The organism is Acinetobacter sp. 1124_18A (assembly GCF_052824995.1).
Window position 1 is genome coordinate 82,275 of record NZ_VTDF01000006.1, and the last position, 23,314, is coordinate 105,588.

Sequence of the window (23,314 nt, forward strand, 5' to 3'; positions counted from 1 at the left end):
TATTCTTCTTAAGAATTAATTCGTTGATTCATAATATTTTAATAAAAAAGTTGACTAAATTAGTCATTTTTTCCGCATTTTCTATAAATAGGCCCTTGTAATTTTTGAAATACACATCACTATAAAAAACATGGCAACCTCGTTGTCACTCATTAGGAGTGCCCATGTCTGAACTTATTATGAATGAAAAAACTGACTTAGAGCCTCAGGTTCCAAGTGTATTACCACTTTTAGCGTTACGTGATGTAGTGGTCTACCCACACATGCAAATTGCGTTATTCGTGGGTCGTGAACAATCGATCAATGCAGTTGATGTGGCTCGTAACAGTGACAATTTAGTATTTGTAGTTGCGCAAAAAGATTCGCTTACAGAAGATATTGATCACGATAACCTTTATCAGTACGGAACGGTTGCTAAGATTGTTCAGGTCGTAAATCATGAGAATGATGAAAACTGTATCAAAGTACTTATTGAAGGGTTACAGCGCTCTAAACTTGAAAAAATTATCGATGAAGATAGCTATTTGACGGCTGAACATAGCTTAAGTCCAATGACAATTAACGTAGATAAAGCTACTCAAGAAACTCGTTTACAAGAGTTACGTACTTTATTTGCTCAATACGCTGAAGCAAAATTACGTAATGCACGTGAACTGGTTGCAGCTGCTAATAAAATTGAAGACTTACTACAGCTTATGTTCTTCGTGGCAACACGTGTGCCTCTAAATATTGAAATTAAACAGAAGTTTTTAGAGCACGATGAGTTTGAAGCACATTTGCAAGAACTTATGAGCTACTTGGTAAATCAATCTGCTGAACAGCAAATTGAACAAACTTTGCATGACAGCGTAAAACGCCAAATGGAAAAAAACCAACGTGAATACTTTCTAAATGAAAAAATGAAAGTCATTCAACGTGAACTTTCTGACATGAATGGCGGCGCTGAAGATGACGTTGCTGAAATAGAAAAACGTCTTGCTGAAGCTGATTTACCTGAACACGTACGTAAAAAAGCAGAAGCTGAGTTCCGTAAGCTTAAAGCAATGCAACCAGCGTCTAGTGAAGCAGCTGTTGTACGTAACTATCTAGAAGTAATTTTAGATACGCCGTGGAATAAGGCGAGCAAAGTCAGCATTAACCTTGCGAAAGCTCAAGAGATTCTTGATACAGATCACTACGGCTTAGATGACGTTAAAGATCGTATTGTTGAATATTTAGCTGTTCAGTCACGTGTTAAAAAACTCAAAGGTCCGATTCTATGTTTAGTAGGTCCTCCTGGTGTAGGTAAAACTTCACTTGGTGAGTCAGTTGCGAAAGCAACAGGTCGTGAGTTTGTTCGTATGGCACTTGGTGGCGTACGTGACGAAGCTGAGATTCGTGGTCACCGTCGTACTTATATTGGTGCGATGCCAGGTAAAATCGTGCAGTCTTTAACAAAAGTTGGCGTGAAGAACCCTCTGTTCTTACTCGACGAAATTGACAAGATGGCACAAGACTACCGTGGCGATCCTGCTTCTGCATTGCTTGAAGTATTAGATCCATCACAAAACAGTAAGTTCAACGATCACTATTTAGATCTTGATCTTGACCTCTCTGAAGTGATGTTTATCTGTACTGCAAACAGCATGAATATTCCTGAGGCATTACTTGACCGTATGGAAGTTATTCGTCTACCGGGTTATACCGAAGATGAAAAAGTTAATATTGCTGAACGTTACCTTGTTCCAAAAGCGATTAAGAACAACGGTCTACGTGCTAAAGAGTTAACAATTCATGAAGAAGCGATTCGTGATATTGTTCAGCGCTATACACGTGAAGCTGGTGTACGTAGTTTAGAACGTGAAGTGTCTAAAATTGCGCGTAAAGTGGTAAAAGAAGCAGTAAGTAAAAAGTCTAAAAACTTACAACTTGATGTGACTTCTGCCAATCTTCCAGAATACTTAGGTCCACATAAGTTTGACTTCGGTATTGCAGAAGAAGAAGCGCAAGTAGGTCGCGTAAACGGTCTAGCTTGGACATCTGTAGGTGGTGAGTTACTTACCATTGAAGTTGCAGCGGTAAAAGGTAAAGGCAAATTCATTACGACCGGTTCACTTGGTGATGTAATGAAAGAATCTATTACTACAGCAATGACTTTAGTACGTACACGTGCCGATGAGCTAGGTATTGAAGCTTCTCGTTTTGAAGAAACTGATGTACACGTTCACTTACCAGAAGGTGCAACACCAAAAGATGGCCCATCTGCTGGTTTAGCATTAACAACTGCCCTTGTATCAGCATTTACAGGTATTGCGATTCGTCCGGATATTGCAATGACTGGTGAAACAAGTTTAGGTGGTCGTGCAATGCGTATTGGTGGCTTAAAAGAAAAACTTCTTGCGGCACACCGTGGTGGAATTAAACTTGTATTTATTCCACAAGATAACGTACGTGATTTGGCAGAAATTCCAGCCAATGTTAAAGAAGGTTTAGAAATCAAAGCTGTGAAAAGTATTGATGACATCTTGCCTCTAGCATTAGTTTCTATGCCAAAGCCTTTACCTAAAACGCCGATTGTAAAACCGGTGGAAGGTTCAAAAGCAGCACGTCACTAATTAAAATACGAAAAAAGAGAGCTTCGGCTCTCTTTTTTTTGTTACACAATTTGATTGAAAAATATCCAACCATCCTCATAATAGGTATTAAGAGTATTTAATTAAATTAAGTATTCTTCGTTATCTATTATTTTATAGATAGCCTTGTTTTTATTCTCTATGATCATCTGAACTCCAGACAGGTGATCATTTGATCGCAGTCCAACACAGTTTTTTGGACTGCGTTTTTTATGCCTATTTTACTACCACGAACTTATCTCTTCCTCAGGTATAATGCGCCAGCTGTTTTGAATGAATAGATAATATGAAAATTCGTATTCTGACCATTGGTCAAAAAATGCCTGCTTGGGTTCTCACTGGTTTTGAAGATTATTTCAAACGCATCCAACCTTTCGTGCAAACTCAAGTCATTGAACTGCCTATGGCCAAACGTGGTAAGAATGATTCAGAAGCAGATATTTTAAAATATTGCCAAATTGAAGGCGAAAGTATTTTAAATGCTTTAAAGCCGAATGAAACTTTAATTGCCCTAGAAGTCGGTGGGCGAGAACTCAGCACAGAAAAGCTGGCTGACACCATGAAACAATGGATGCTTGAAGGCAATGATGTAGTACTTGCGATTGGTGGCCCAGATGGCCTGTCGGATCAAGTACGTAAAGCTGCTGCATGGCATTGGTCACTCTCAAAACTCACAATGCCCCATCCTTTGGTACGCGTGTTATTAATTGAGCAACTATATCGGGCAATGACTATTAATCATAATCATCCCTATCACCGTGCATAAAAACAACAACCGTTTCATTTTAGGAACAATCCGTTGAAATCAGGATACTTTTAACATGCCCTGATTTTGGCATAATGACTATTATTCTGCTTTTCAACTCAGGTGCAATGCAATGGAACTACAAACCCTTCCTGGACTGTTTATTTCACATGGTTCACCCATGCTTGCACTTGATCCAGAACAAGTAGGACCTGCTCTACATCGTTTAGGTGCAAATCTTCCCACACCAAAGGCAATCATTGTGATGTCTGCCCATTGGGAAAGTAAAGCACTTGAAGTGTGTATTTCGACACGTCCAGAAACATGGCATGACTTCCGCGGCTTTCCTAAAGAGTTATATGAAATTCGCTACAGCGCACCTGGACAACCAGAACTCGCTGAAGAAATTTTAAAATTACTGGCAGATGCCCATCTTGTGGCACATGCGAATAGTACGCGCCCTCGTGACCATGGCGTATGGATGCCTCTATTGCATATGTATCCTGATGCTGACATTCCTGTGGTCGAGATTTCTTTGCCAACCAATTTAAGCGCACAAGAAATTTACCGTATAGGACAGACGCTCGCACCTTTACGGGACAAACAAATTTTATTGATTGGTTCAGGCAGTATTACCCATAATCTTGCAGAGTTATCTTGGCAAGGAGACAATTCCAAAGTTCCTGAATGGGCTTCGACTTTTAGAAATGCTGTTGTGAATAAACTTACACATCAAGATTATGATGGCGTACTGGACTGGCAATCATTGCCCTATGTAAAACGTAATCATCCTACCCTTGAACATTTTGCCCCTTTGTTTTTTGCTATGGGCACAGGCAATCGCTTTACGATTGTTCACAGTAGCTTCACAATGGGCTCACTAGGCATGGATATCTATCGTTTTGATTAATTATTAACAAATACCCCGTTTTTCGGGGTATACCATTATTTTTGTTGAAAATTAGAATAACTTACAAACTTATACATTTTAAAAACCGAAACAATCAAATGTTTACATTTTCTTTTTTTAAGAATGTTTTAAGCTTATTGCTGTTGTTTTTTTACTTGAAGTTTTTTAAATGAAAATTAAATATTTAATTCTTGCGTTATTACCTTTTTCTTTGATGGCATGTCAAACAGTTACGAATACTCCAGCTCCAATTGTATCTGAGCAACAACAAAACCTTGCGGCCACTTTAGGTGAATATGCTTGGACTTATCAAAATGTAAAAGCTTCTAAACCACTTATCCTTAACTTTAATGCAGATAGCAAATTAGCAATCAATACAGGTTGTAATAGTCAAGGCGGTACTTGGAAAGTTGAAGGCAACCAACTTGTTACTTCTAACCTTGTTTCAACCATGATGGCTTGCCAAGATGACCTAATGAAACAAGAACAACTTTCTAATAGCATCTTTAATGACGCGAAATTACCAATCGAAATTAGTAACAATAATGGTCAGGTGATTTTAAGCGTGACAGATAAAACTGGTCAAAAACATATTTTCCAAGGTCAAAAAGCAGTTAATACTCAAGCTTTAACAGACTACTCTTGGTCTTATCAGCCTGAAAATACAAAAAAACCTATCGTTCTTAACTTTACCAATGACCGTTTATCGATCGCAACGGGTTGTAATCGCCAAGGAACAACTTGGAAAGTTGAAAACAACACCATCGTAACTGCTGATGTAATGTCAACAATGATGGCGTGTGAACCTGCTTTAATGAAACAGGAACAGTTTTCTAGCAGCCTTTTCCAAAAACGTGCGATTCCATTTGAACTCAATACCACAAACGTTGATCAACCAACTCTAACGGTATCTGATGCTCAAGGTCAAAAATATACCTTTACTGGTAAAATGACACCTGAAGCAAAATATCAATCTGAAGGAAAAACTGTTTTCCTAGAAGTTGCTCCACAAACTAAATCATGTACTGGTGTAGCACCACAAACTTGTATGCAAGTTCGTGAAATTAAATATGATGACAAAGGCGTTAAAACTTACGCTGACAAAAACTGGTCATTATATTATGGCCAAATTGAAGGTTTTGAACACAATCCAGATCAACGCGTAATTTTACGTGTAAAACGTTTTGAAGTGAAAAACCCAGCAGCAGACCAATCTAGTCAAGCTGATGTATTAGATATGGTTGTTGAACAAGAACTAGTTAAAAAACCTAAAAAATAAGTTTTTAGACTAAAAAAAATCCGATGCTTTTGCATCGGATTTTTTATTTCTATTTTTAGAAAATACCTTGAGCAAGCATTGCATCAGCTACTTTTACAAAACCTGCAATATTGGCACCATCAACATAGTTAACAGTACCATCTTCTTTAGTACCGTATCTTACACAATTGGCATGAATGTCTTTCATGATTGCATGTAAGCGTTCATCAACCTCAGCATGTGTCCAGCTTAAACGAATTGCATTTTGAGACATTTCTAAACCAGACGTTGCAACACCACCAGCATTAGATGCTTTTCCTGGCGCATACAAAATTTTAGCTTCGATGAAGTGTTCAACTGCCTCAAGTGTAGATGGCATATTAGCGCCTTCAGCCACACAAATTACACCATTTGCAATAAGCGTTTTAGCATCTTCACCTGTTAATTCATTTTGCGTAGCACATGGTAAAGCAATATCGACAGGAATATGCCAAGGCGTTTTTCCTTCAAAATATTCAAAACCATGTTTAGAAGCAAACTCGGAAATACGACCACGCTTAACGTTTTTAAGATTCATGACTTCAACAAGCAACTCATCTGTAAAACCATTTTTTACATAAACTGTGCCGTTAGAGTCAGATAAAGTAACAACTTTTGCCCCTAGGAACATGGCCTTCTCTGCTGCATATTGTGCAACGTTACCAGAGCCAGATACTGAAACAGTTTTACCAGCAAAAGATTGCCCACGTGCTTTAAGCATTTCTTCTGCAAAATAAACCGTACCATAACCAGTAGCTTCAGGGCGCATTAAGCTACCACCAAATGAAATTCCCTTACCGGTAAAGACACAAGCGGTGTCATTACTCAGCTTTTTCATCATACCTGCCATATAACCGACTTCACGCGCACCCACGCCAATATCACCCGCAGGAATATCAGTATTCGGTCCCAAATGACGATATAGCTCAATCATGAGTGCCTGACAGAATCGCATAATTTCAGCATCAGATTTACCTTTAGGATCGAAATCTGAACCACCTTTCCCGCCACCCATGGGTAAAGTAGTAAGTGAGTTTTTAAAAGTCTGCTCAAAACCTAAAAATTTTAAAATTGATAGATTGACCGATGGATGGAAACGCATTCCCCCTTTGAATGGACCAATTGCTGAATTGTATTGAACACGGAAAGCTCGGTTAACTTGAGTCTGACCTTGATCATTCATCCATGAAACACGAAATTGAATCACACGCTCTGGTTCAACTAAACGTTCTAACAAACCCTGCTCTGCATATTCCGGATTTTTTTCAATAAAAGGCCACAAACTCGTCATTACTTCTTCGACAGCTTGTAAAAATTCAGGTTGATGCGGATCACGCGCTTGCACGTAATTCAGGAATTCATTCAGGTTGTTATATTTCAATGCACGGTCCTCAGCATAGTAATGAATTAAATTGGTGCAATACATTATTAAATGCATCATTTAGCAGCAAAATATTAAATCCCTTTCCATCAATTTTAACAATAGTTATTTTAAATTATTTTATTCACCTTAATTATCAAAAACTTATTTTTAGAAAAACTACTTAAAAATAAGAAATAGTCATTTAACTTTTCACTTTTATTGATCTATTATTGTGCAATATTGGCGACATTTTAGGTCAATTAAAAACCCGATAAATTCGTTAAAATCCATTGACCTTACTTAGGTTTTTCTTCATTATCGCATCGTTTTAACCAAGCTATTTGCCCCCTATGAATTCATCTATTTCTCTCATACGCGAGATTGATGCGTTATTACCACAAACACAATGTGGTCTATGTGGACATCGTGATGGATGTCTACCCTACGCAAAGTCGGTTGCTGAAGGTGAAGAAGCAAATAAATGTGTTCCAGGTGGACAACCTGTTGCTGATGCACTCGCAAATTTATTAAATCGCTCTCCATTAATTGCTGAAAGTAGCGTATGGCCTGTACAAACAGATGGTCGCCCACAGCGAATGAAAGCAATTATTCGTGAAGATGAATGTATTGGCTGTACCAAATGTATTAGTGCTTGTCCTGTAGATGCTATTATTGGCAGTGGTAAGCTCATGCATACCATCTTGACCGACTTATGTACGGGTTGTGAGCTATGCATTCCACCGTGTCCCGTAGATTGCATTGATTTGGTTGAGGACACACAAGCCTTACCAAATGAACAACAGCGTAACGCAGAGCAAGATGATTTAAGACAACGCTATTACGCACATATTCAACGTGAAGAAAAGCGTCGCAGTCACCGTAAAGGGCCTGTAGTACGTGCTGAAATTGATACTCAACTGTTTGCGCAGTTTTCTCAGGCACTTGATGAATTACCTTCAATTGAACTCATTGAGAAACCTAAAGAGACTGTGCTAACTGATGCTAAAACTACAATTGAGTTAGCTAAAATTCGTACACAAATTAAGAAACTGGAAAAACAGTTAAGTGTACGTGAAGATGCTAAAAAACGTCTTCAACTCGAAGAATTACAACAGCAACTCATGCAACTACAGGAGGTCTGAATGGCTGTCAAAAATATGACGAAAAAGCAGATTCAAATTTTCTTTGAACGCCTTCGTGAACAACGGCCCTCTCCTCAAACCGAGTTAAAATATTCATCTTCTTTTGAGTTACTGATTGCAGTTATGCTGTCAGCTCAAGCGACCGATGTGAGTGTAAATAAAGCAACTGATAAACTTTACCCGGTAGCTAATACAGCCGAGAAAATCTATAACTTGGGCGTAGATGGGTTAAAGGAATATATTAAAACAATTGGCCTCTACAATGCTAAAGCCGAAAATGTCATTAAGACCTGTAAAATTTTAATGGAACAATTTAACGGCGAAGTTCCAAGCAACAGAAAAGACTTGGAAGCTTTACCAGGCGTCGGACGTAAAACCGCAAATGTTGTTTTAAATACAGCATTTGGGCAACCGACTATGGCTGTCGATACCCATATTTTCCGAGTGGGAAATCGAACTGGCTTAGCCGTAGGTAAAAATGTACTTGAAGTTGAGCACCGCTTAATTAAGGTCATTCCTAAAGAATTTATTTTAGATTCACATCACTGGCTCATATTACATGGCCGTTATTGTTGTATTGCCCGTAAACCCAAATGTGCTGAATGTGTAGTTGCAGATGTTTGCAACTGGCCTGATCGCTTTGAATTTGGTGCACAAAAGCAAATTGCTATTAAAAATATTGAAGCTTAAAAATATGGTTGGGTATAGATAATATACCCAGTCAATCTTACTTTAGACGTTTGTTCTGGTTACGCTCTTCTTTTGCTTGTTTTTGTACCTGCCTAAGCATTTTATAGCTCTGATAACTCAAAAAGATGACGAGTGCCAGACTTAGCAATACCACCAAAATCAATATGATTTTCATATTGTTCTCCTGCACCGAATAAAAGAAAAGAGCCCTCACAAAGAGGGCTCATTATCACAAACAATATTAAATTATTTATCTAAAATATTAAACAAGTCTGTTTGTACATCTTCAATTGTACGTAAACCATTAAGCTTGTCATAAGTCGGCGCATTCTCACCAGATGCAGCACGGCTTTGATAGAAGCCAACCAATTGCTCAGTTTCTGTATGATAAGAAGCTAAACGTTTACGGATCGTTTCTTCTTGGTCATCTGGACGTTGAACAAGATCTTCACCAGTTTCATCATCTTTACCTTCCACTTTAGGTGGGTTGTAAACTGTATGATAAACACGGCCAGAAGCTGGATGCTGACGACGACCAGAAAGACGTTGTACGATTTCTTCATCAGGAACATCAATTTCAATCACGTGATCAATGCTAATCCCTTCTTTTTCCAAAGCTTCAGCTTGTGGAATAGTACGTGGGAAACCATCGAAAATGCAGCCATTTGCACAGTCAGGTTGAGCAATACGTTCTTTTACTAAACCGATAATAAGTTCATCTGAAACCAAACCACCAGATTCCATTACACTTTTAGCTTTTAGACCTAATTCAGTACCTTCACGAATTGCAGCACGGAGCATATCACCGGTTGAAATTTGTGGGACATTGTAGCGCTTACAGATCAACTGAGCCTGAGTCCCTTTGCCTGCCCCAGGTGGTCCGAGTAAGATAATGCGCATAAAAAACATCCTCATTTAAAACAATGAATGTGAAGTCTGGCAGAAAAAGTCTCATTAATCTTCAATAGATCCTGCCCGACGTCGAATTATAAGAAAGCCACAAACAAATGTATTGTACCAGCAATAAATCCGGTTACCCCACCTAGTACAATAAGAATCCACTCATCCTCCTGAAATGCAGGACGCAATAAATTCTGAAACTCTTTTGGTGTCAGTTCGCGAATACGCTCTTTAAACATTTGAAAAATCTTCTGTGCCCGGCTTGCGTTCAGCGCTGGGTCACATACGGGTCCCATCGTAATTTCAATTGAACGATCAATCAAGTCCGTCTTTAACCTTGCGTACTCTCTTGGCCCTAAAGAAAGCTGTAAAGATGTACGAACTAACGGTGTTTCCATAATTTCGTTAATATGACGCTTCACAATGCGGCGGGTTTTATCTTTACGCGGCCCGTACATCATTTCGGTCATAATCGATTTTAACGTAATCAAATCTTCTGTTACTACGCTTGAAAACACATCAGAGACTTCCTCTTGACGCTTCATGAAAGCACCTTGGAAATTATAGGTCCCAATTCGAAGAACCGGTACAATCCAAGGAAACTTACGATCTTTTGTTAACCTAAAAATCTGTGGGTAACGAATATAATGTGGTTCAAGAGGGTTAAACACCATCCAGATTGCAATCCAGTTCGTTAAAAACCCCCAAATTGAAGCCCAAAACGGGACTGTCCAGTGCCAAGGTACGACAAACCAAACAATCATTTGGAAAATACCAAAGAACATTCCAATTAAAGCGCTAATATGCCAAATAAAGTTGATTTCTTTTTGTCCAACTTTTAAAAACATACGTACCATCAAACGGCGATCACCTTCCATCTGGCTCACCACCATTTCACGCATATTAACCAGTGACTCGACGTTCATGGTCAGCTCAGTCACTAATTCTCTTAACACGCCTGGTAATTGCTTATGCGCCTGAGCATAAATACGGCGTTTAATTGAATAAGGTAAGTTTTCCCAAAGTACAGCATTACGATCGATCATGACTTCATCAATCAGGTGTTCAAGTTCAAACCCAACCTGCTCACCAATAATGCGTGCCATGTCTTCAGGATCCATTGCTTCTAAAAATTCACGCAATGAACCTAATTTAGATAAAGTATTGTCAGTAATAATACCTGAGATACGTCCAGCCTTACGTGGCACAATACCTTGCCAACCTACTGGTAATGGACCTAAGTGGAAACCCCAAAATTTAATTGGGTAAAACACCATTTTTAAAGCCATCCACACGTGTGCCCATGTAACAAAGGCAGTGACTGGAATAATACTCAAAACGGCCCAAAAATCAGGTCTGTGTAAAAAGGTCTGCCACAATCCGCTGACGTACTCTAACATGTAAGACTCTCGTATTTATTTGTGCTCTGCTTATGGCGAGTTAACAATAAACTGCTTTTTTATAAACCAAAACTTAGAGAATAAGAAAATTGAATTTGTGGTTTAGTATCCGCGGCAACATTTCCATTTTGGTCAGTTAATTTTTCCGCCGCACCAATACCCACACTAAAAGTACTAATTCTTTCTGAATTCAACAATACATAAGCCAAATCGACACCAGCGCCTAAACGGGATTTATAATCACCATCGACCTCTTTACTATCGAGATGCCCAGCATAAAAACCGATATAGTAACCATTTTTATCTGTGCCGGTAAGATAATAAGGATAGCGAAACCCGACTTGGCCACCAGCAGTTTTGTCACCATTCAAAAATGCACCAACTTTTGCATAGGCAATACCATAAGGGTTTACCCATTCGCCGTTTAGATGTAATAATTTTTGTGTAAAACCTGCACCCACATTCCACGTAGATGCGGTATGTCCTGCTAATTTTGCTTCTGGAAGAAACGAATAGTCTTGAGCATGAGCCCAACTACTTACCGTCAAAACTGCAAGTAAGGGATAAATTTTTCTCATTATTTTCTCCATTTTCCCTAATCGTATGGTGAGAACAACCCTATTCTATTGAATGAGAGACTTTAACAGAATTATTTTGCTTCTTATATACAAGTATCTACAATTTTGTTGTCTGCAAAGTCAAAAAGTATCTTATGGAAATGCAATGAAACTTTGAAAATTATGCAATATTTTAAGCTCTCTTGCGTTAGAATAAGCAGCTATTTTTCTACCCTATGTCATTAAGTCGATCCTTATGAAGCAGCACTTTCCTTTAAAAGATATCCAGCAAGAAAAGCGCATTTATCGAGGACGAATCTTTTTTGCCGTAGGTCTGGTTATCATTTGCTTATTAGTATTAATTAGCCGATACGCTTATCTACAAATTTTTCACTACGACGAATTCTCTACTGCATCTGACAAAAACCGAATTCGCTTGCAGCCACTTCCACCTGCTCGTGGTTATATCTATGACCGAAATGGTGTTTTATTAGCAGATAATTATCCTGTTTTTACAGCAACTTTAAGTAAAACAGATGTAGAAGATGCAGACCATGTTGTTGAGCAGCTACAGCCTATTTTAGATCTAACACAAGAAGATATTGACCGTTTCAAAAGTCGTATAAAAACTGCTCGAAAAACTGAACGTGTCGCGATTAAACTTAATCTAACAGAAGCCAATATTGCCAAGTTCAGTGAAGCTAAATATAAGTTTCCCGGCGTAAGAATCGAAACGCAAATGACCCGTTATTACCCACATGGTGAGTTATTTGCTCATGTGATTGGTTATGTAGGGCGTATTAACGATAAAGAATTAAAAAGTATTGATAAAGATTTATATGCGGGAACCAACCTGATTGGAAAGATTGGCGTTGAAAAAAGCTATGAAGATTTGCTACACGGAACACCGGGTTATGAATCTGTTGAAGCAGATGCCCATAGTAATATATTGCGCCATTTAGGCCGTAAAGACCCCACTCGCGGGAATGACCTCTATTTATCTTTAGATTATGGTTTACAGGCGGTTGCATCTCAACAGCTCGCAGGCCGTCGTGGTGCCATTGTCGCCATCGACCCTCGTACTGGCGAAATTCTGGCCTTGGTATCTAGCCCAAGTTTCAACCCTAATTTATTTGTGACTGGTATTAACCATAAAGATTATAGTTCTTTACGTGATAGTTTAGATCAACCCCTTTATAACCGTGCTGTACAAGGTGCATATCCACCTGGCTCTACCATTAAACCAATGGAAGCCATGGGCGGTTTACACTACGGGATTGTAAACTGGTCAACAGCAATTTCTGACCCAGGTTACTTCCATTTACCTGGTGATTCTCATAAATTCCGCGACTGGAAAAAATCTGGTCATGGCATCGTGAACATGCATAAAGCCATTATTATGTCATGTGACACCTATTTTTATATTCTTGCCCATCAAATGGGTATTGATCAAATGAACCAATGGATGCGTCAATTTGGATTCGGTCAAAAAACAGGTGTCGACTTACCAAGTGAAAGTGAAGGTCTTTATCCAAATCCTGAATGGAAAATGCGTACTCGCAAAGCCAAATGGATGAAAGGTGAAACTATTTCTGTGAGTATTGGCCAAGGTGCTTTTACAGCCACCCCTTTACAACTTGCTATGGCAACTGCAATTACAGCCAATCATGGTTCTCATGTCACCCCTCACGTTTTACGGGCAACTCATGGTGCAAAACCATTTACTGTACGTAATGCGCCTGATGGCAAAATCAACTTCAACGGAACGGATGAAGACTGGGTTCAAATGCGCGATGCCATGATTGATGTAATTCAATCAGGTACTGGCCGAGGCATTCGTACTCCTTTGTACCAAATTGCAGGAAAGACAGGAACTGCGCAGGTTAAAAGTATTGCACAGGGTAAACGTTACAATGAATCAGCCCTGAGCGAACGCCAACTTGACCATGGCTTATTCGTTGGATTTGCACCTGCTGACAAACCAGAAATTGCGATTGCCGTGATTTGGGAAAATGGTCGTCATGGTGGTTCTGCTGCCCAACTTGCAAGACCTATTTTTGATTATTGGTTATTAACTCGTAAGAAAAATCCAATCCGACCAGCAAACCATCAAGTAAATGGTGGACTGATGACAGCTGGGATTAAGCCAGGTGAACTCTCTAGCGGTGGTGAAAGCTCTAGTCCAGCACCAGCTACTTCAACTGCACCTGCACCTGCAGCATCAACACCACAAGCTACACCAACTCGTCCTGCAACTAATGAGGTCGACGAATAATGAAAAATCAATTACGTATTATTGGCGGCAAATGGAAAAGACGAGTACTACCTTTTGCTAGCATTGATGGCTTACGCCCCACTCCAGACAGAGTACGTGAAACTTTGTTTAACTGGTTAATGTGGGATATTCAAAATGCACATGTCCTTGATGTGTGCACAGGCTCTGGTGCATTAGGTTTTGAAGCATTGTCACGTGGAGCTGCGTCTGTTTATATGATTGAACCAGACAAGACTCAGGCACGTTTTTTAAAAGATAATGTTGAGCTATTAAAAGCCCAAAACTGTCATTTAATCAATGCAACTGCCCAACAAGCTTTACCCCGTTTAAAAGAACAGTTCGATGTGGTGTTTTTAGATCCACCTTATAGTCTAGATTTATGGCAAGAACTCTCGAACTTGGCAGAGCCGCATATTAAAAAGAATGGATATATTTACGTTGAAGCTGACCGAGATTTATCCCAGCTTCATCTTCCAGCCACATGGCAACAAGTTAAAACAACGAAAGCTGGTACAGTACACGCAGGGCTTTATCAAAAAGTAGCTGAATAAAAAAGGTAGCCTAACGCTACCTTTTAATTTCTAAGTTATAACTAACTTAATCCAATCACTGCAACAATTGCCGCACAAGTACCTACAATTTTTTTGCCATAAGGCACATATCGTGTAAGTGCAGCACCTAATACCAATCCACCACAATAAATTAAAGCCATAGCCGCAACCATACCTGTCACTAATGCAACGACATGTCCTGCATGTGCTAATTCAACCCCATGCGCTATGCCATGAAAGCTTGCAAGTAATGCCGCAGCAATTGGTAAAACACGATTTGATTTTGTCCACAGTGCAATTGCTGTAACAATCAAAGAAGCAACAATCCCATATTCAGCAACATTTGCAGGTACTAAACCTTGAGCACCGATCAAAAAACCCACAACCAGAGTAACACTCAAAGTCATTACACCCGCAATTTTCCATTGTTTAGCTGCTGACCAGAGTAAAACACCAAAAGCTAAGGCCATCACTAAATGATCTAGACCAGTAAATGGATGAATAAAACCTGCCATAAAACCCGAATGTTCATGGTCATGTCCAGGGTGTGCCATTACAAGTGTAGGTAGCAATGCAAGGAGCCCTATGCCCCATTTTTTTATGAAGTCCATAATCTCCCCTTAAGCTTTAAACAGCCCTTGTTTCTCGATAAATTGAATAATTTCTTCAAGACCGTCTTGTGTTTTCATATTTGAAAATAAGAATGGTTTTTCACCGCGCATGCGTTTCGCATCTTGATCCATAACATCAAGATTTGCACCGACCATTGGCGCAAGGTCAGTTTTATTAATAATGAGTAAGTCTGATTTGGTAATGCCCGGCCCACCTTTACGTGGAATTTTTTCGCCACCGGCTACATCAATTACATATAACGTTAAATCAGAAAGTTCGGGGCTAAATGTTGCTGCTAAATTATCACCACCACTTTCAATAATAATGAGCTCTAAGCCTTCGAATTTTTCACATAAATCATCAATGGCAGCCAAGTTAATTGAAGCATCTTCGCGAATGGCTGTGTGTGGGCATCCCCCTGTTTCTACACCTACAATACGCTCTGGCGACATCGCTTCGTTACGGGTTAAAAAGTTTGAATCTTCTTTGGTATAAATATCATTCGTTACTACAGCCATGTTGTATTTATTACGCAAGGCTAAACATAAATTAAGAGTAAGCGCAGTTTTGCCCGAACCCACCGGTCCGCCAATTCCAACTCGTAATGGACTACGTTCTGTCATGATTTTTATCCTTCTTTCCTAAGCTTAAGATCTGAATAACCGTGAATATTGTGTTTCGTGTTTCATGCTCAGCATGGCATAACGAGGTAAAGCACTACTCAATTGCTCATCATTAAGTTTTAAGGCTTTTTCTATCGCCTGTGGTACTAAACCATGTAAATGCCATAAAATTCTTTGTCCAGCCATTTGCCCTAACGGTACGGTTTTTACCGCAGCCAGAACCTGATTTTCTAAAACGGTAAAGGTATAAGCTGTGAGCACATCAACATCTTTAAGCTCAAGCCGACCACAGAGCTGTGCATAGACAGGCACAAAACCAAACTGCTTTTTAACCTCAACAGTTTTTTTTAAAACATCTCTAATCCACGCATTTAAAGAAAATGCCAGCTGCTGAGATTCTGCTAAAAGCTCTTTACTTTCTCGGCTTGCTCTATATAAATGTGCCCAAACCAGAAACTGATCTTGGTCATCATGATGTTGCATGAGACGTTTCAGCACTGGTAGCTCAAACCGTAGTAACAGCATTTCAAGCACTTCTTCGAAATAAGCAATTGCCGACGTTTCATCGTGTATTAAGCCAATATCAATGGCTGTTTCTACACCTTGTGAATAACAATATGCTCCGACTGGCAATGCCGTAGAAGACAATGTCAGTAATTGAAGTAATTGCGCCGTGTTATGAATGGACATGGTGCAAAGCTTTGATTGGGCTTAAGCGATGATCATGGCTATGCTGCGCATAAGCACCACTTTCAGGTTCAAACGGATGATCAGTTTCTGAAACTGTAAGCCCTAAACCTTCCACCATTTCTGCAAGCACATGATCAGGCTCAAAATACAAAGCTGTAGGGGTCAACATTAATGGTACATGTCTATTACCTAAGTGATAGGCTGCTTTAAGCAAATCAAAATCGCTTGCTGCGCTGACTTGCATTAAACGTTCAGGTTTAGCATCAACACGTAGTACATCACCTTGTTGAGTTGCAATATATGAACCACTACGCAAAATACCAGTACGTGGTAAATCGGCACCAATATCTACGCCACTCGCTAAAGCTGCTCGAAACCGTGATTTTTGGCGGGTATCAAAAGTCAGTTCAACCGTTTCAAATGTCTGATCAGGAGAAATATGTTCAAGGCGTTGTGTATAGATTTTCATTTAGCTCTTCTCTCCTTATTTATTTCATTCATGTGTATAAATTAATGAGGCAAATCACCTCTGTAAAACTCATTAAAACAAGAAATAACGCTGAGCCATTGGCAATACTTCAGCAGGTTCACATGTTAATAATTCACCATCTGCACGCACTTCGTAAGTCTCGGGATGTACATGCATAACAGGACAATATGTATTGTGTTTCATGTCGGTTTTGCTAATCGCACGCGTGTTTTTACATGGACTAATTAACTTTTTAAGGTTTAATTTTTCAGCAACTTTTTCATCAATCGCTGCTTGAGATAAAAAGGTAATGCAGGTGTTGTGCACACCACGTGGATAGGCGCCAAACATTGGACGGTAATGCACTGGTTGAGGTGTCGGAATTGAAGCATTAATATCACCCATTGGTGCTGCTGCAATCATGCCGCCTTTAATAATCATAGATGGCTTCACCCCAAAAAAGGCAGGTTTCCACAACACCAAATCAGCAAGTTTTCCAACTTCAACCGAACCAACTTCATGACTTAAACCATGTGTAATTGCTGGGTTAATCGTATATTTGGCAATGTAACGTTTAACCCGATTATTATCATGAAACTCGTTATCACCCTCTAAAAGGCCGCGTTGAATTTTCATTTTGTGGGCAGTTTGCCAAGTACGTAAAATGACTTCCCCCACACGGCCCATTGCCTGAGAGTCAGATGACATCATGGCAATCGCGCCTAAGTCTTGCAGAATATCTTCAGCTGCAATCGTTTCACGGCGAATACGACTTTCTGCAAAAGCAATATCTTCAGCAATTGCTGGGTCTAAATGATGGCAAACCATGAGCATATCTAAATGCTCATCAATGGTATTAATCGTATAAGGTCGCGTTGGATTAGTTGAAGATGGCAATACGTTACTTTGCCCAATCGCTTTTAAAATATCAGGTGCATGCCCACCACCCGCGCCTTCGGTATGGTATGTATGAATCGTACGATTTTTAAATGCAGCTAGAGTTTCTTCTAAAAAACCGCTTTCATTTAAAGTATCTGTATGAATTGCCACCTGCACATCAAATTCATCAGCCACACTCAAACAGTTATCAATAGCTGCTGGTGTTGAACCCCAGTCTTCATGCAGCTTTAAGCCAATTACTCCTGCTTTAATTTGCTCTCGAATGGGGTCAGGTAAACTCAAATTACCTTTGCCCAATAGACCAATATTCATAGGCAAATCATCAATTGCCTGTAACATGGTAGCAATGTGCCAAGGCCCTGGAGTCACTGTCGTTGCAGAGGTTCCAGCTGCTGGTCCTGTACCACCACCGACCATTGTTGTTGTACCTGACATTAGCGCAGTTTCAACTTGTTGAGGGCAAATCCAGTGAATGTGGGTATCAATACCACCTGCTGTTAAAATTTGTCCTTCACCTGCGATCACTTCTGTTGCAGCCCCTAAAGGAATCGTAATGTCTGGTTGAATATCGGGGTTTCCAGCTTTTCCTATTTTCCAGATTCGGCCATTTTTTAAGCCCACGTCAGCTTTAACAATTCCCCACCAATCCACGATTAAAGCATTGGTAATGACTGTATCAGCAACTTCATCAGCTAAAAGTTGTGATTGCCCCATCCCGTCACGAATAACTTTTCCGCCACCAAATTTAACTTCTTCACCATAAGTCGTTAAGTCTTGCTCAACTTCAATAAAAAGCTCTGTATCCGCCAAACGAATACGATCACCAACCGTTGGACCAAACATCTCAGCATATGCACGACGTGACATTTTCATAACTTATTACTCATCTCTTTCATTATCGTTGTTATGTTTAATCCAACTTGCCCATAACACGGCCTGCGAAACCATAAACCTCTCGTTTACCGACCAAAGCAACAAGCTCCACTTCTCGAGTTTGTCCCGGTTCAAAACGAATTGCTGTACCAGCTGCAATATTCAGTCGAAAACCCTTCGCCATTTCGCGATCAAACTGTAATGCATCATTTGCTTCATAAAAATGAAAATGAGAACCCACCTGAATAGGTCGATCACCAATATTGGCAACTACAACTTTTAAAGTTTGTCGTCCAACATTCAGTTCAATATCAGCATCTGGAGTAATGATTTCACCGGGGATCATAAGCGTTCCTTTTATACGATTGGCTGATGGACTGTGACTAATTTCGAGCCATCTGGAAAAGTTGCCTCGACTTGAACCTCAGCAATCATTTCTGGCACACCATCCATCACATCTTCGCGCTTTAATAAGGTGGTACCGTAATGCATCAAGTCACTGACCGTCATACCGTCTCGTGCACCTTCAAGTAAAGCTGCTGAAATAAAAGCAATAGCTTCTGGATAATTCAGTTTCAAACCACGCGCTTTACGACGCTCAGCCACTAAACCTGCAGTAAAAATGAGTAACTTATCTTTTTCTGTTGGATTGAGTTCCATTTCTCTTTCCTAAATTTCATTTATATTCTTTAAGCAAAATACGTGCTCAAAAACAGCATACTTGTTTTAACTGTTTTTTAAATACGCAATTTAACGTAACTTAGGTTTTCCAAATTCTTGGAAATTCTTCTTCTAAATCAAACCAATAACGTCTTAATTTTGCTCGTATTGCTGCGAAAGCATCATGACAATGTCGGACATCATTTCCCAAAAAACGGGCCGAAACAACATCATCCAATAGAGTTAATGTGACAGGTACTTGCATACGCATCATCAATTCACGAATGAGTTCTAACTGTTGTTCTAAATAAAATGATGAACGATATTTTTCAGGAGCGACGGCCCAAAAACTTCCCATTACAGCTTGATTATTCATACCCAAACATGAACTCAGCCAACGATCCTCTCCTTCAAAATACAATGTATCTGCAACCAATAACTTATGTTCTCGCCACAATTTAAACTGGTTGTGATAACTCCCTTGAACAAAGCGTTCCGCACGCGCCTGCCGCCCAAGCACCAACATATCCCACCCAATAAAACTTGCAGCATTATCAAGATGAATATGAGTTTCTGAATGTGCTAAAGCCCCATCAAACAGCATCGTTTCTTGTGGGACCCACTCTAAAATGGACTGATCTTTCACATGTAAATGAATATGCTGAAAAGCTTGCTTACCATTGGTTTTGTACCATTTCCCCGCGCCCGGAGTAGTGACTACCGCATGAGCTTGATCTTTGGTTTCAATTTCAAACGTCAGATGATCACCTCCTGCAATTCCTGCTGGTGGATGAACGATAATGGCATGACATACACCGGTTCTTTCAGGCCAGAGCATTTTTTGCACCCTAACAGGGCCATAATGCTTTCTATGACTCATTATGGTGCGTGAATTTTCAAAACAAAATCCGAGTTCTAATCGCGCATACCAAAATGGTGCTAAAGAGTTTTTTGAAAACGTTTGTACCTGATTCATTCTGGTTCATATGTTCAAAATAAGTGCTTAAACTTATAAGCAAAATACGCACCAAATATGAAAATAAGCCCACTGATAAAATTAGATACAATTTTTCGATTTTAATGAGTTAAAAAATCATCAATGTCTAACATAAAACCACAGTAACTTATGGAATTGTTTATACAATAGCGCCCACCGTTGCTTCCATACTTGCTCTCCATGAAACTTTTTTTCGTGTTAACCCCACTTGTCTTTTTAACTGGGTGTATTTTTGGCCAATCTAGTGAGGTCAAACGTGCAGAAAAGATCCTGCACAATTTCGAATGTAAAAATGTTGAGACAAGCCAACTTGCAACAAGCTCGATTAATTCTTACTACCAGCAATCTTTAGCGGTAAGCAAAGAAAAAGCAACTTCATATGTAGAGAGCTACAAAAATGGTGAAGAATTATTCGACATGCCGCTAGATGAAGTTTTAAAGCAACAATACCAACTCTATAAATCAGCATGTGACTCTCTAGGTGGAGTTTCAGCGCAACCGTAATTTATAAGGTATTCATTAAATCGTTTTAGTGGATACCTCCTTTTTATTTTTGTTTTAATAATTATTCCAAAATTTACTCACTTTACCTTTTGTTAAAATTAAATTACATACTTAAACTTTTATTAAGCTCTCATATTTCATAGCCTGTTATTTGCTTTTTTATTTATTTTCCGAGGTTTAGATCATCATGAAAAAAACATTATTATCAGTTGCACTTGTAAGTGCCCTTCTTGTTGCTTGTAGCAAAAACGAAAATAAAGCCGATACAACAACACAAGCCTCTGCTCCAGCACAAACTACTGAAGCGAATAACAATGCAGTAGATACTGCTCATACGGCTGAAAACTCACTAGATTGGGATGGCACATATAAAGGCACTCTTCCATGTGCGGACTGTGAAGGCATCAAAACTGAGTTAGAGTTAAAAGATGATAAAACTTATGAATTGACTGAAACTTATCTTGGCAAAGGTGATAAGAAACCATTTGAAACCCATGGTACATTTACTTTTGACAAAGATAATACTTCAGTCATTACCTTAGATGATAAATCTCAAAACCGTAAATTCTTTATTGGTGAAAACACGGCAACTGCTTTAGATACAGAAGGTAAGAAAATTGAAGGCTCTTTAGCCGAGCATTATGTATTGAAAAAATAATTATTTTTTCATAATAAAAAACCCGCTCATGTGAGCGGGTTTTCTTTTGAAATCAATTCTTAGTGAGCTGCGAATTGGTTCATTGTATTTTTAGCATCATCATGTGCTTTAAGTGCGTTGTCACCAGAGAAGATTTCTTTATGATCATCACCGATGTCAGAACCCGCCATTGCTTGGTGTTTCACACAAGCGATACCACCGCGGATTTCTTTACGTTGTACGCCAGCAACATAAGCCAACATACCTTCAGAACCGAAGTAACCTTGTGCAAGCTCATGTGTAGAAAGAGCAGCAGTATGGTAAGTAGGAAGTGTGATCAAGTGATGGAACACACCCGCTTCACGAGAAGCATCTGCTTGGAATGTACGGATCTTAGCGTCTGCATCAGCAGCTAATTCAGTAGCATCGTACTCAGCGCTCATTAATTTAGCACGGTCGTAAGCAGAAACATCTTTACCTTCAGCAACCCAACGATCGTAAGCTTGTTGACGGAAGTTTAAAGTCCAGTTGAATGATGGGCTGTTGTTATAAACAAGCTTAGCATTTGGAACAACTTCTTTAACACGGTTAACCATGTGAGCGATTTCTTCTACGTTTGGAGTCGCAGTTTCGATCCAAAGAAGGTCAGCACCGTTTTGAAGGCTAGATACACAGTCAAGTACAACACGATCAATTTGAGTGTCAGCACGGAACTGGTATAAACCAGAAGCTAAACGCTTAGGACGGTGTAATTTACCATTACGTTTGATCAAGATTTCATCCTCTTGAGCATCAGCAATGTCAATTTCAACAGTGTCTAAGAAACCGATGTATTGAGAAGCAATGTCACCTGGCTCTTTAACCACTGGGATTTTTTGAGTCAAGTCAGCGCCTTCAGAGTCAGTACGTGCAACGATGATACCGTCATCAAGACCCATTTCTAAGAATGCATAACGTAATGCATGGATTTTAGAGATGAAATCTTCATGTGGAACAGTTACTTTACCAGCTTGGTGACCACATTGTTTCGCATCAGATACTTGGTTTTCGATTTGAAGCGCACAAGCACCAGCTTCAATCATTTTACGAGCAAGTAAGTAAGTCGCTTCTTCGTTACCGAAACCAGCATCGATGTCCGCAATAATTGGTACGATGTGAGTTTGGAAACCATCGATTTGAGCAGTGATTTCAGCAGCTTTAGCAGTATCACCAGCTTCGTTTGCTTTTTTAAGCGCACGGAATAAATCGTTTAATTCTTTTGCATCAGCTTGACGTAAGAAAGTGTAGATTTCTTCGATCAATGCAGGTACTGAAGTTTTTTCGTGCATAGATTGGTCAGGAAGTGGACCAAACTCAGAACGAAGAGCAGCAACCATCCAGCCAGAAAGGTAGATATAGCGACGTTCAGTAGTACCGAAGTATTTTTTGTTTGCAATCATTTTTTGTTGTGCGATAAAACCGTGCCAGCAACCTAATGATTGAGTGTATTTGCTAGAGTCAGCATCATAAGCAGCCATATCACGACGCATAATCGCAGCTGTATATTTAGCAATGTCTAAACCAGTTTTGAATTGGTTTTGCATTTGCATACGTGCAGCATCTTCTGGGCTAATATCGCGCCAAGTGCTACCGAATTTTGCTTTTAGTTCGCGGATTGCATCAATCGCTGTTTGATATGTAGTCATGATATTGTCCTGTATTCATTTTAGGATTTCATCGATTAAAGCCTAGAGTCATGTACTTAAATTTCTTATGACACCAGCTGCTTCTTCATGAACACAGCTTAGACTTAGCCAATCAATTAATCCAATATCCTTTATTAATCTTCAGTATTTATTTAAAAAATGTACCGATAAATCGATATTATAGATAAAACCAAAAACTTTAACACTTTGTTTATAAAAATA

Annotated in this window: 24 protein-coding genes; 10 read left to right on the forward strand and 14 right to left on the reverse strand. The window is 39.4% G+C overall.

Annotated elements, in window-relative coordinates; genetic code table 11:
• The first annotated feature begins 164 nt into the window (after positions 1 to 164).
• The 4 genes from lon (at position 165) to FY048_RS13240 (ending at position 5,546) form a co-directional block, all read left to right on the forward strand.
• Positions 165 to 2,594 (forward strand): endopeptidase La, encoded by a 2,430-nt coding sequence (gene lon, locus FY048_RS13225; protein WP_016138889.1) that lies wholly within the window; start codon positions 165 to 167, stop codon positions 2,592 to 2,594.
• A 304-nt stretch (positions 2,595 to 2,898) separates the two neighbouring features.
• Complete coding sequence (rlmH, locus tag FY048_RS13230; RefSeq protein WP_003652981.1) at positions 2,899 to 3,378, forward strand: 23S rRNA (pseudouridine(1915)-N(3))-methyltransferase RlmH; 480 nt, start codon at positions 2,899 to 2,901, stop codon at positions 3,376 to 3,378.
• A gap of 112 nt (positions 3,379 to 3,490) precedes the next feature.
• The gene (locus FY048_RS13235; protein WP_446091455.1) at positions 3,491 to 4,267 is read left to right on the forward strand and encodes a DODA-type extradiol aromatic ring-opening family dioxygenase; all 777 of its coding nucleotides are present in this window, start codon (positions 3,491 to 3,493) and stop codon (positions 4,265 to 4,267) included.
• A gap of 169 nt (positions 4,268 to 4,436) precedes the next feature.
• Positions 4,437 to 5,546 carry an META and DUF4377 domain-containing protein gene (locus FY048_RS13240; protein WP_016138892.1) on the forward strand — a complete coding sequence of 370 codons (1,110 nt, stop codon included), beginning with the start codon at positions 4,437 to 4,439 and terminating at the stop codon, positions 5,544 to 5,546.
• 55 nt (positions 5,547 to 5,601) lie between these two features.
• Here the strand turns inward: FY048_RS13240 and gdhA are convergent, their stop codons facing one another.
• Positions 5,602 to 7,005, reverse strand: coding sequence for an NADP-specific glutamate dehydrogenase (gdhA, locus tag FY048_RS13245; RefSeq protein WP_446091456.1), 1,404 nt, complete (start codon positions 7,003 to 7,005; stop codon positions 5,602 to 5,604).
• A 272-nt stretch (positions 7,006 to 7,277) separates the two neighbouring features.
• On the opposite strand from gdhA, the gene FY048_RS13250 reads away from it, so the two are divergent.
• On the forward strand, positions 7,278 to 8,069 hold the full coding sequence (locus FY048_RS13250; RefSeq protein ID WP_446091457.1) for an RnfABCDGE type electron transport complex subunit B: 792 nt from the start codon (positions 7,278 to 7,280) through the stop codon (positions 8,067 to 8,069).
• Positions 8,070 to 8,759, forward strand: a complete 690-nt coding sequence (gene nth, locus FY048_RS13255) for an endonuclease III (protein WP_005048343.1) — start codon at positions 8,070 to 8,072, stop codon at positions 8,757 to 8,759.
• A gap of 37 nt (positions 8,760 to 8,796) precedes the next feature.
• Here the strand turns inward: nth and FY048_RS13260 are convergent, their stop codons facing one another.
• From FY048_RS13260 to FY048_RS13275, 4 genes are all read right to left on the reverse strand, one after another.
• Positions 8,797 to 8,934, reverse strand: a complete 138-nt coding sequence (locus tag FY048_RS13260) for a hypothetical protein (RefSeq protein ID WP_336169372.1) — start codon at positions 8,932 to 8,934, stop codon at positions 8,797 to 8,799.
• Between the two features lie 71 nt (positions 8,935 to 9,005).
• Complete coding sequence (gene adk / locus FY048_RS13265; protein WP_003652994.1) at positions 9,006 to 9,659, reverse strand: adenylate kinase; 654 nt, start codon at positions 9,657 to 9,659, stop codon at positions 9,006 to 9,008.
• Between the two features lie 86 nt (positions 9,660 to 9,745).
• Positions 9,746 to 11,059, reverse strand: coding sequence for a hypothetical protein (locus FY048_RS13270; protein ID WP_133746558.1), 1,314 nt, complete (start codon positions 11,057 to 11,059; stop codon positions 9,746 to 9,748).
• Positions 11,060 to 11,118: 59 nt separating this feature from the next.
• Positions 11,119 to 11,637, reverse strand: coding sequence for a hypothetical protein (locus tag FY048_RS13275; protein ID WP_005042185.1), 519 nt, complete (start codon positions 11,635 to 11,637; stop codon positions 11,119 to 11,121).
• Positions 11,638 to 11,872: 235 nt separating this feature from the next.
• Between FY048_RS13275 and mrdA the strand changes: the two genes are divergently transcribed.
• Positions 11,873 to 13,891 (forward strand): penicillin-binding protein 2, encoded by a 2,019-nt coding sequence (gene mrdA, locus FY048_RS13280; RefSeq protein WP_446091458.1) that lies wholly within the window; start codon positions 11,873 to 11,875, stop codon positions 13,889 to 13,891.
• Positions 13,891 to 14,442, forward strand: a complete 552-nt coding sequence (gene rsmD, locus FY048_RS13285; protein WP_446091459.1) for a 16S rRNA (guanine(966)-N(2))-methyltransferase RsmD — start codon at positions 13,891 to 13,893, stop codon at positions 14,440 to 14,442. The genes mrdA and rsmD overlap by 1 nt, the downstream gene beginning before the upstream one ends.
• 41 nt (positions 14,443 to 14,483) lie before the next feature.
• Here the strand turns inward: rsmD and FY048_RS13290 are convergent, their stop codons facing one another.
• The 8 genes from FY048_RS13290 to FY048_RS13325 all read right to left on the reverse strand — a co-directional run bounded on the left by FY048_RS13290 (position 14,484) and on the right by FY048_RS13325 (position 20,245).
• On the reverse strand, positions 14,484 to 15,053 hold the full coding sequence (locus FY048_RS13290) for a HupE/UreJ family protein (RefSeq protein WP_446091460.1): 570 nt from the start codon (positions 15,051 to 15,053) through the stop codon (positions 14,484 to 14,486).
• Positions 15,054 to 15,062: 9 nt separating this feature from the next.
• Positions 15,063 to 15,677, reverse strand: coding sequence for an urease accessory protein UreG (gene ureG / locus FY048_RS13295; protein ID WP_017391680.1), 615 nt, complete (start codon positions 15,675 to 15,677; stop codon positions 15,063 to 15,065).
• Positions 15,678 to 15,701: 24 nt separating this feature from the next.
• On the reverse strand, positions 15,702 to 16,367 hold the full coding sequence (locus tag FY048_RS13300) for an urease accessory protein UreF (protein WP_446091461.1): 666 nt from the start codon (positions 16,365 to 16,367) through the stop codon (positions 15,702 to 15,704).
• Complete coding sequence (gene ureE / locus FY048_RS13305; RefSeq protein ID WP_045434551.1) at positions 16,354 to 16,836, reverse strand: urease accessory protein UreE; 483 nt, start codon at positions 16,834 to 16,836, stop codon at positions 16,354 to 16,356. The genes FY048_RS13300 and ureE overlap by 14 nt, the downstream gene beginning before the upstream one ends.
• A gap of 72 nt (positions 16,837 to 16,908) precedes the next feature.
• Positions 16,909 to 18,609 carry an urease subunit alpha gene (gene ureC / locus FY048_RS13310; protein ID WP_446091462.1) on the reverse strand — a complete coding sequence of 567 codons (1,701 nt, stop codon included), beginning with the start codon at positions 18,607 to 18,609 and terminating at the stop codon, positions 16,909 to 16,911.
• Between the two features lie 37 nt (positions 18,610 to 18,646).
• Positions 18,647 to 18,955 (reverse strand): urease subunit beta, encoded by a 309-nt coding sequence (locus FY048_RS13315; RefSeq protein WP_013198608.1) that lies wholly within the window; start codon positions 18,953 to 18,955, stop codon positions 18,647 to 18,649.
• A gap of 11 nt (positions 18,956 to 18,966) precedes the next feature.
• Positions 18,967 to 19,269: an urease subunit gamma gene (gene ureA / locus FY048_RS13320; RefSeq protein ID WP_002117495.1), complete on the reverse strand. Its 303-nt coding sequence runs from the start codon at positions 19,267 to 19,269 to the stop codon at positions 18,967 to 18,969.
• 100 nt (positions 19,270 to 19,369) lie between these two features.
• A complete protein-coding gene (locus FY048_RS13325; protein WP_446091463.1) occupies positions 19,370 to 20,245 on the reverse strand; it encodes an urease accessory protein UreD in 876 nt (291 codons plus the stop codon).
• A gap of 201 nt (positions 20,246 to 20,446) precedes the next feature.
• On the opposite strand from FY048_RS13325, the gene FY048_RS13330 reads away from it, so the two are divergent.
• Positions 20,447 to 20,770 (forward strand): hypothetical protein, encoded by a 324-nt coding sequence (locus FY048_RS13330; RefSeq protein WP_005042208.1) that lies wholly within the window; start codon positions 20,447 to 20,449, stop codon positions 20,768 to 20,770.
• A 187-nt stretch (positions 20,771 to 20,957) separates the two neighbouring features.
• Positions 20,958 to 21,428 (forward strand): copper resistance protein NlpE, encoded by a 471-nt coding sequence (locus FY048_RS13335; RefSeq protein WP_446091464.1) that lies wholly within the window; start codon positions 20,958 to 20,960, stop codon positions 21,426 to 21,428.
• Between the two features lie 59 nt (positions 21,429 to 21,487).
• Here the strand turns inward: FY048_RS13335 and FY048_RS13340 are convergent, their stop codons facing one another.
• Positions 21,488 to 23,092, reverse strand: coding sequence for an isocitrate lyase (locus FY048_RS13340; RefSeq protein ID WP_016138908.1), 1,605 nt, complete (start codon positions 23,090 to 23,092; stop codon positions 21,488 to 21,490).
• Between the last annotated feature and the right edge of the window lie 222 nt (positions 23,093 to 23,314).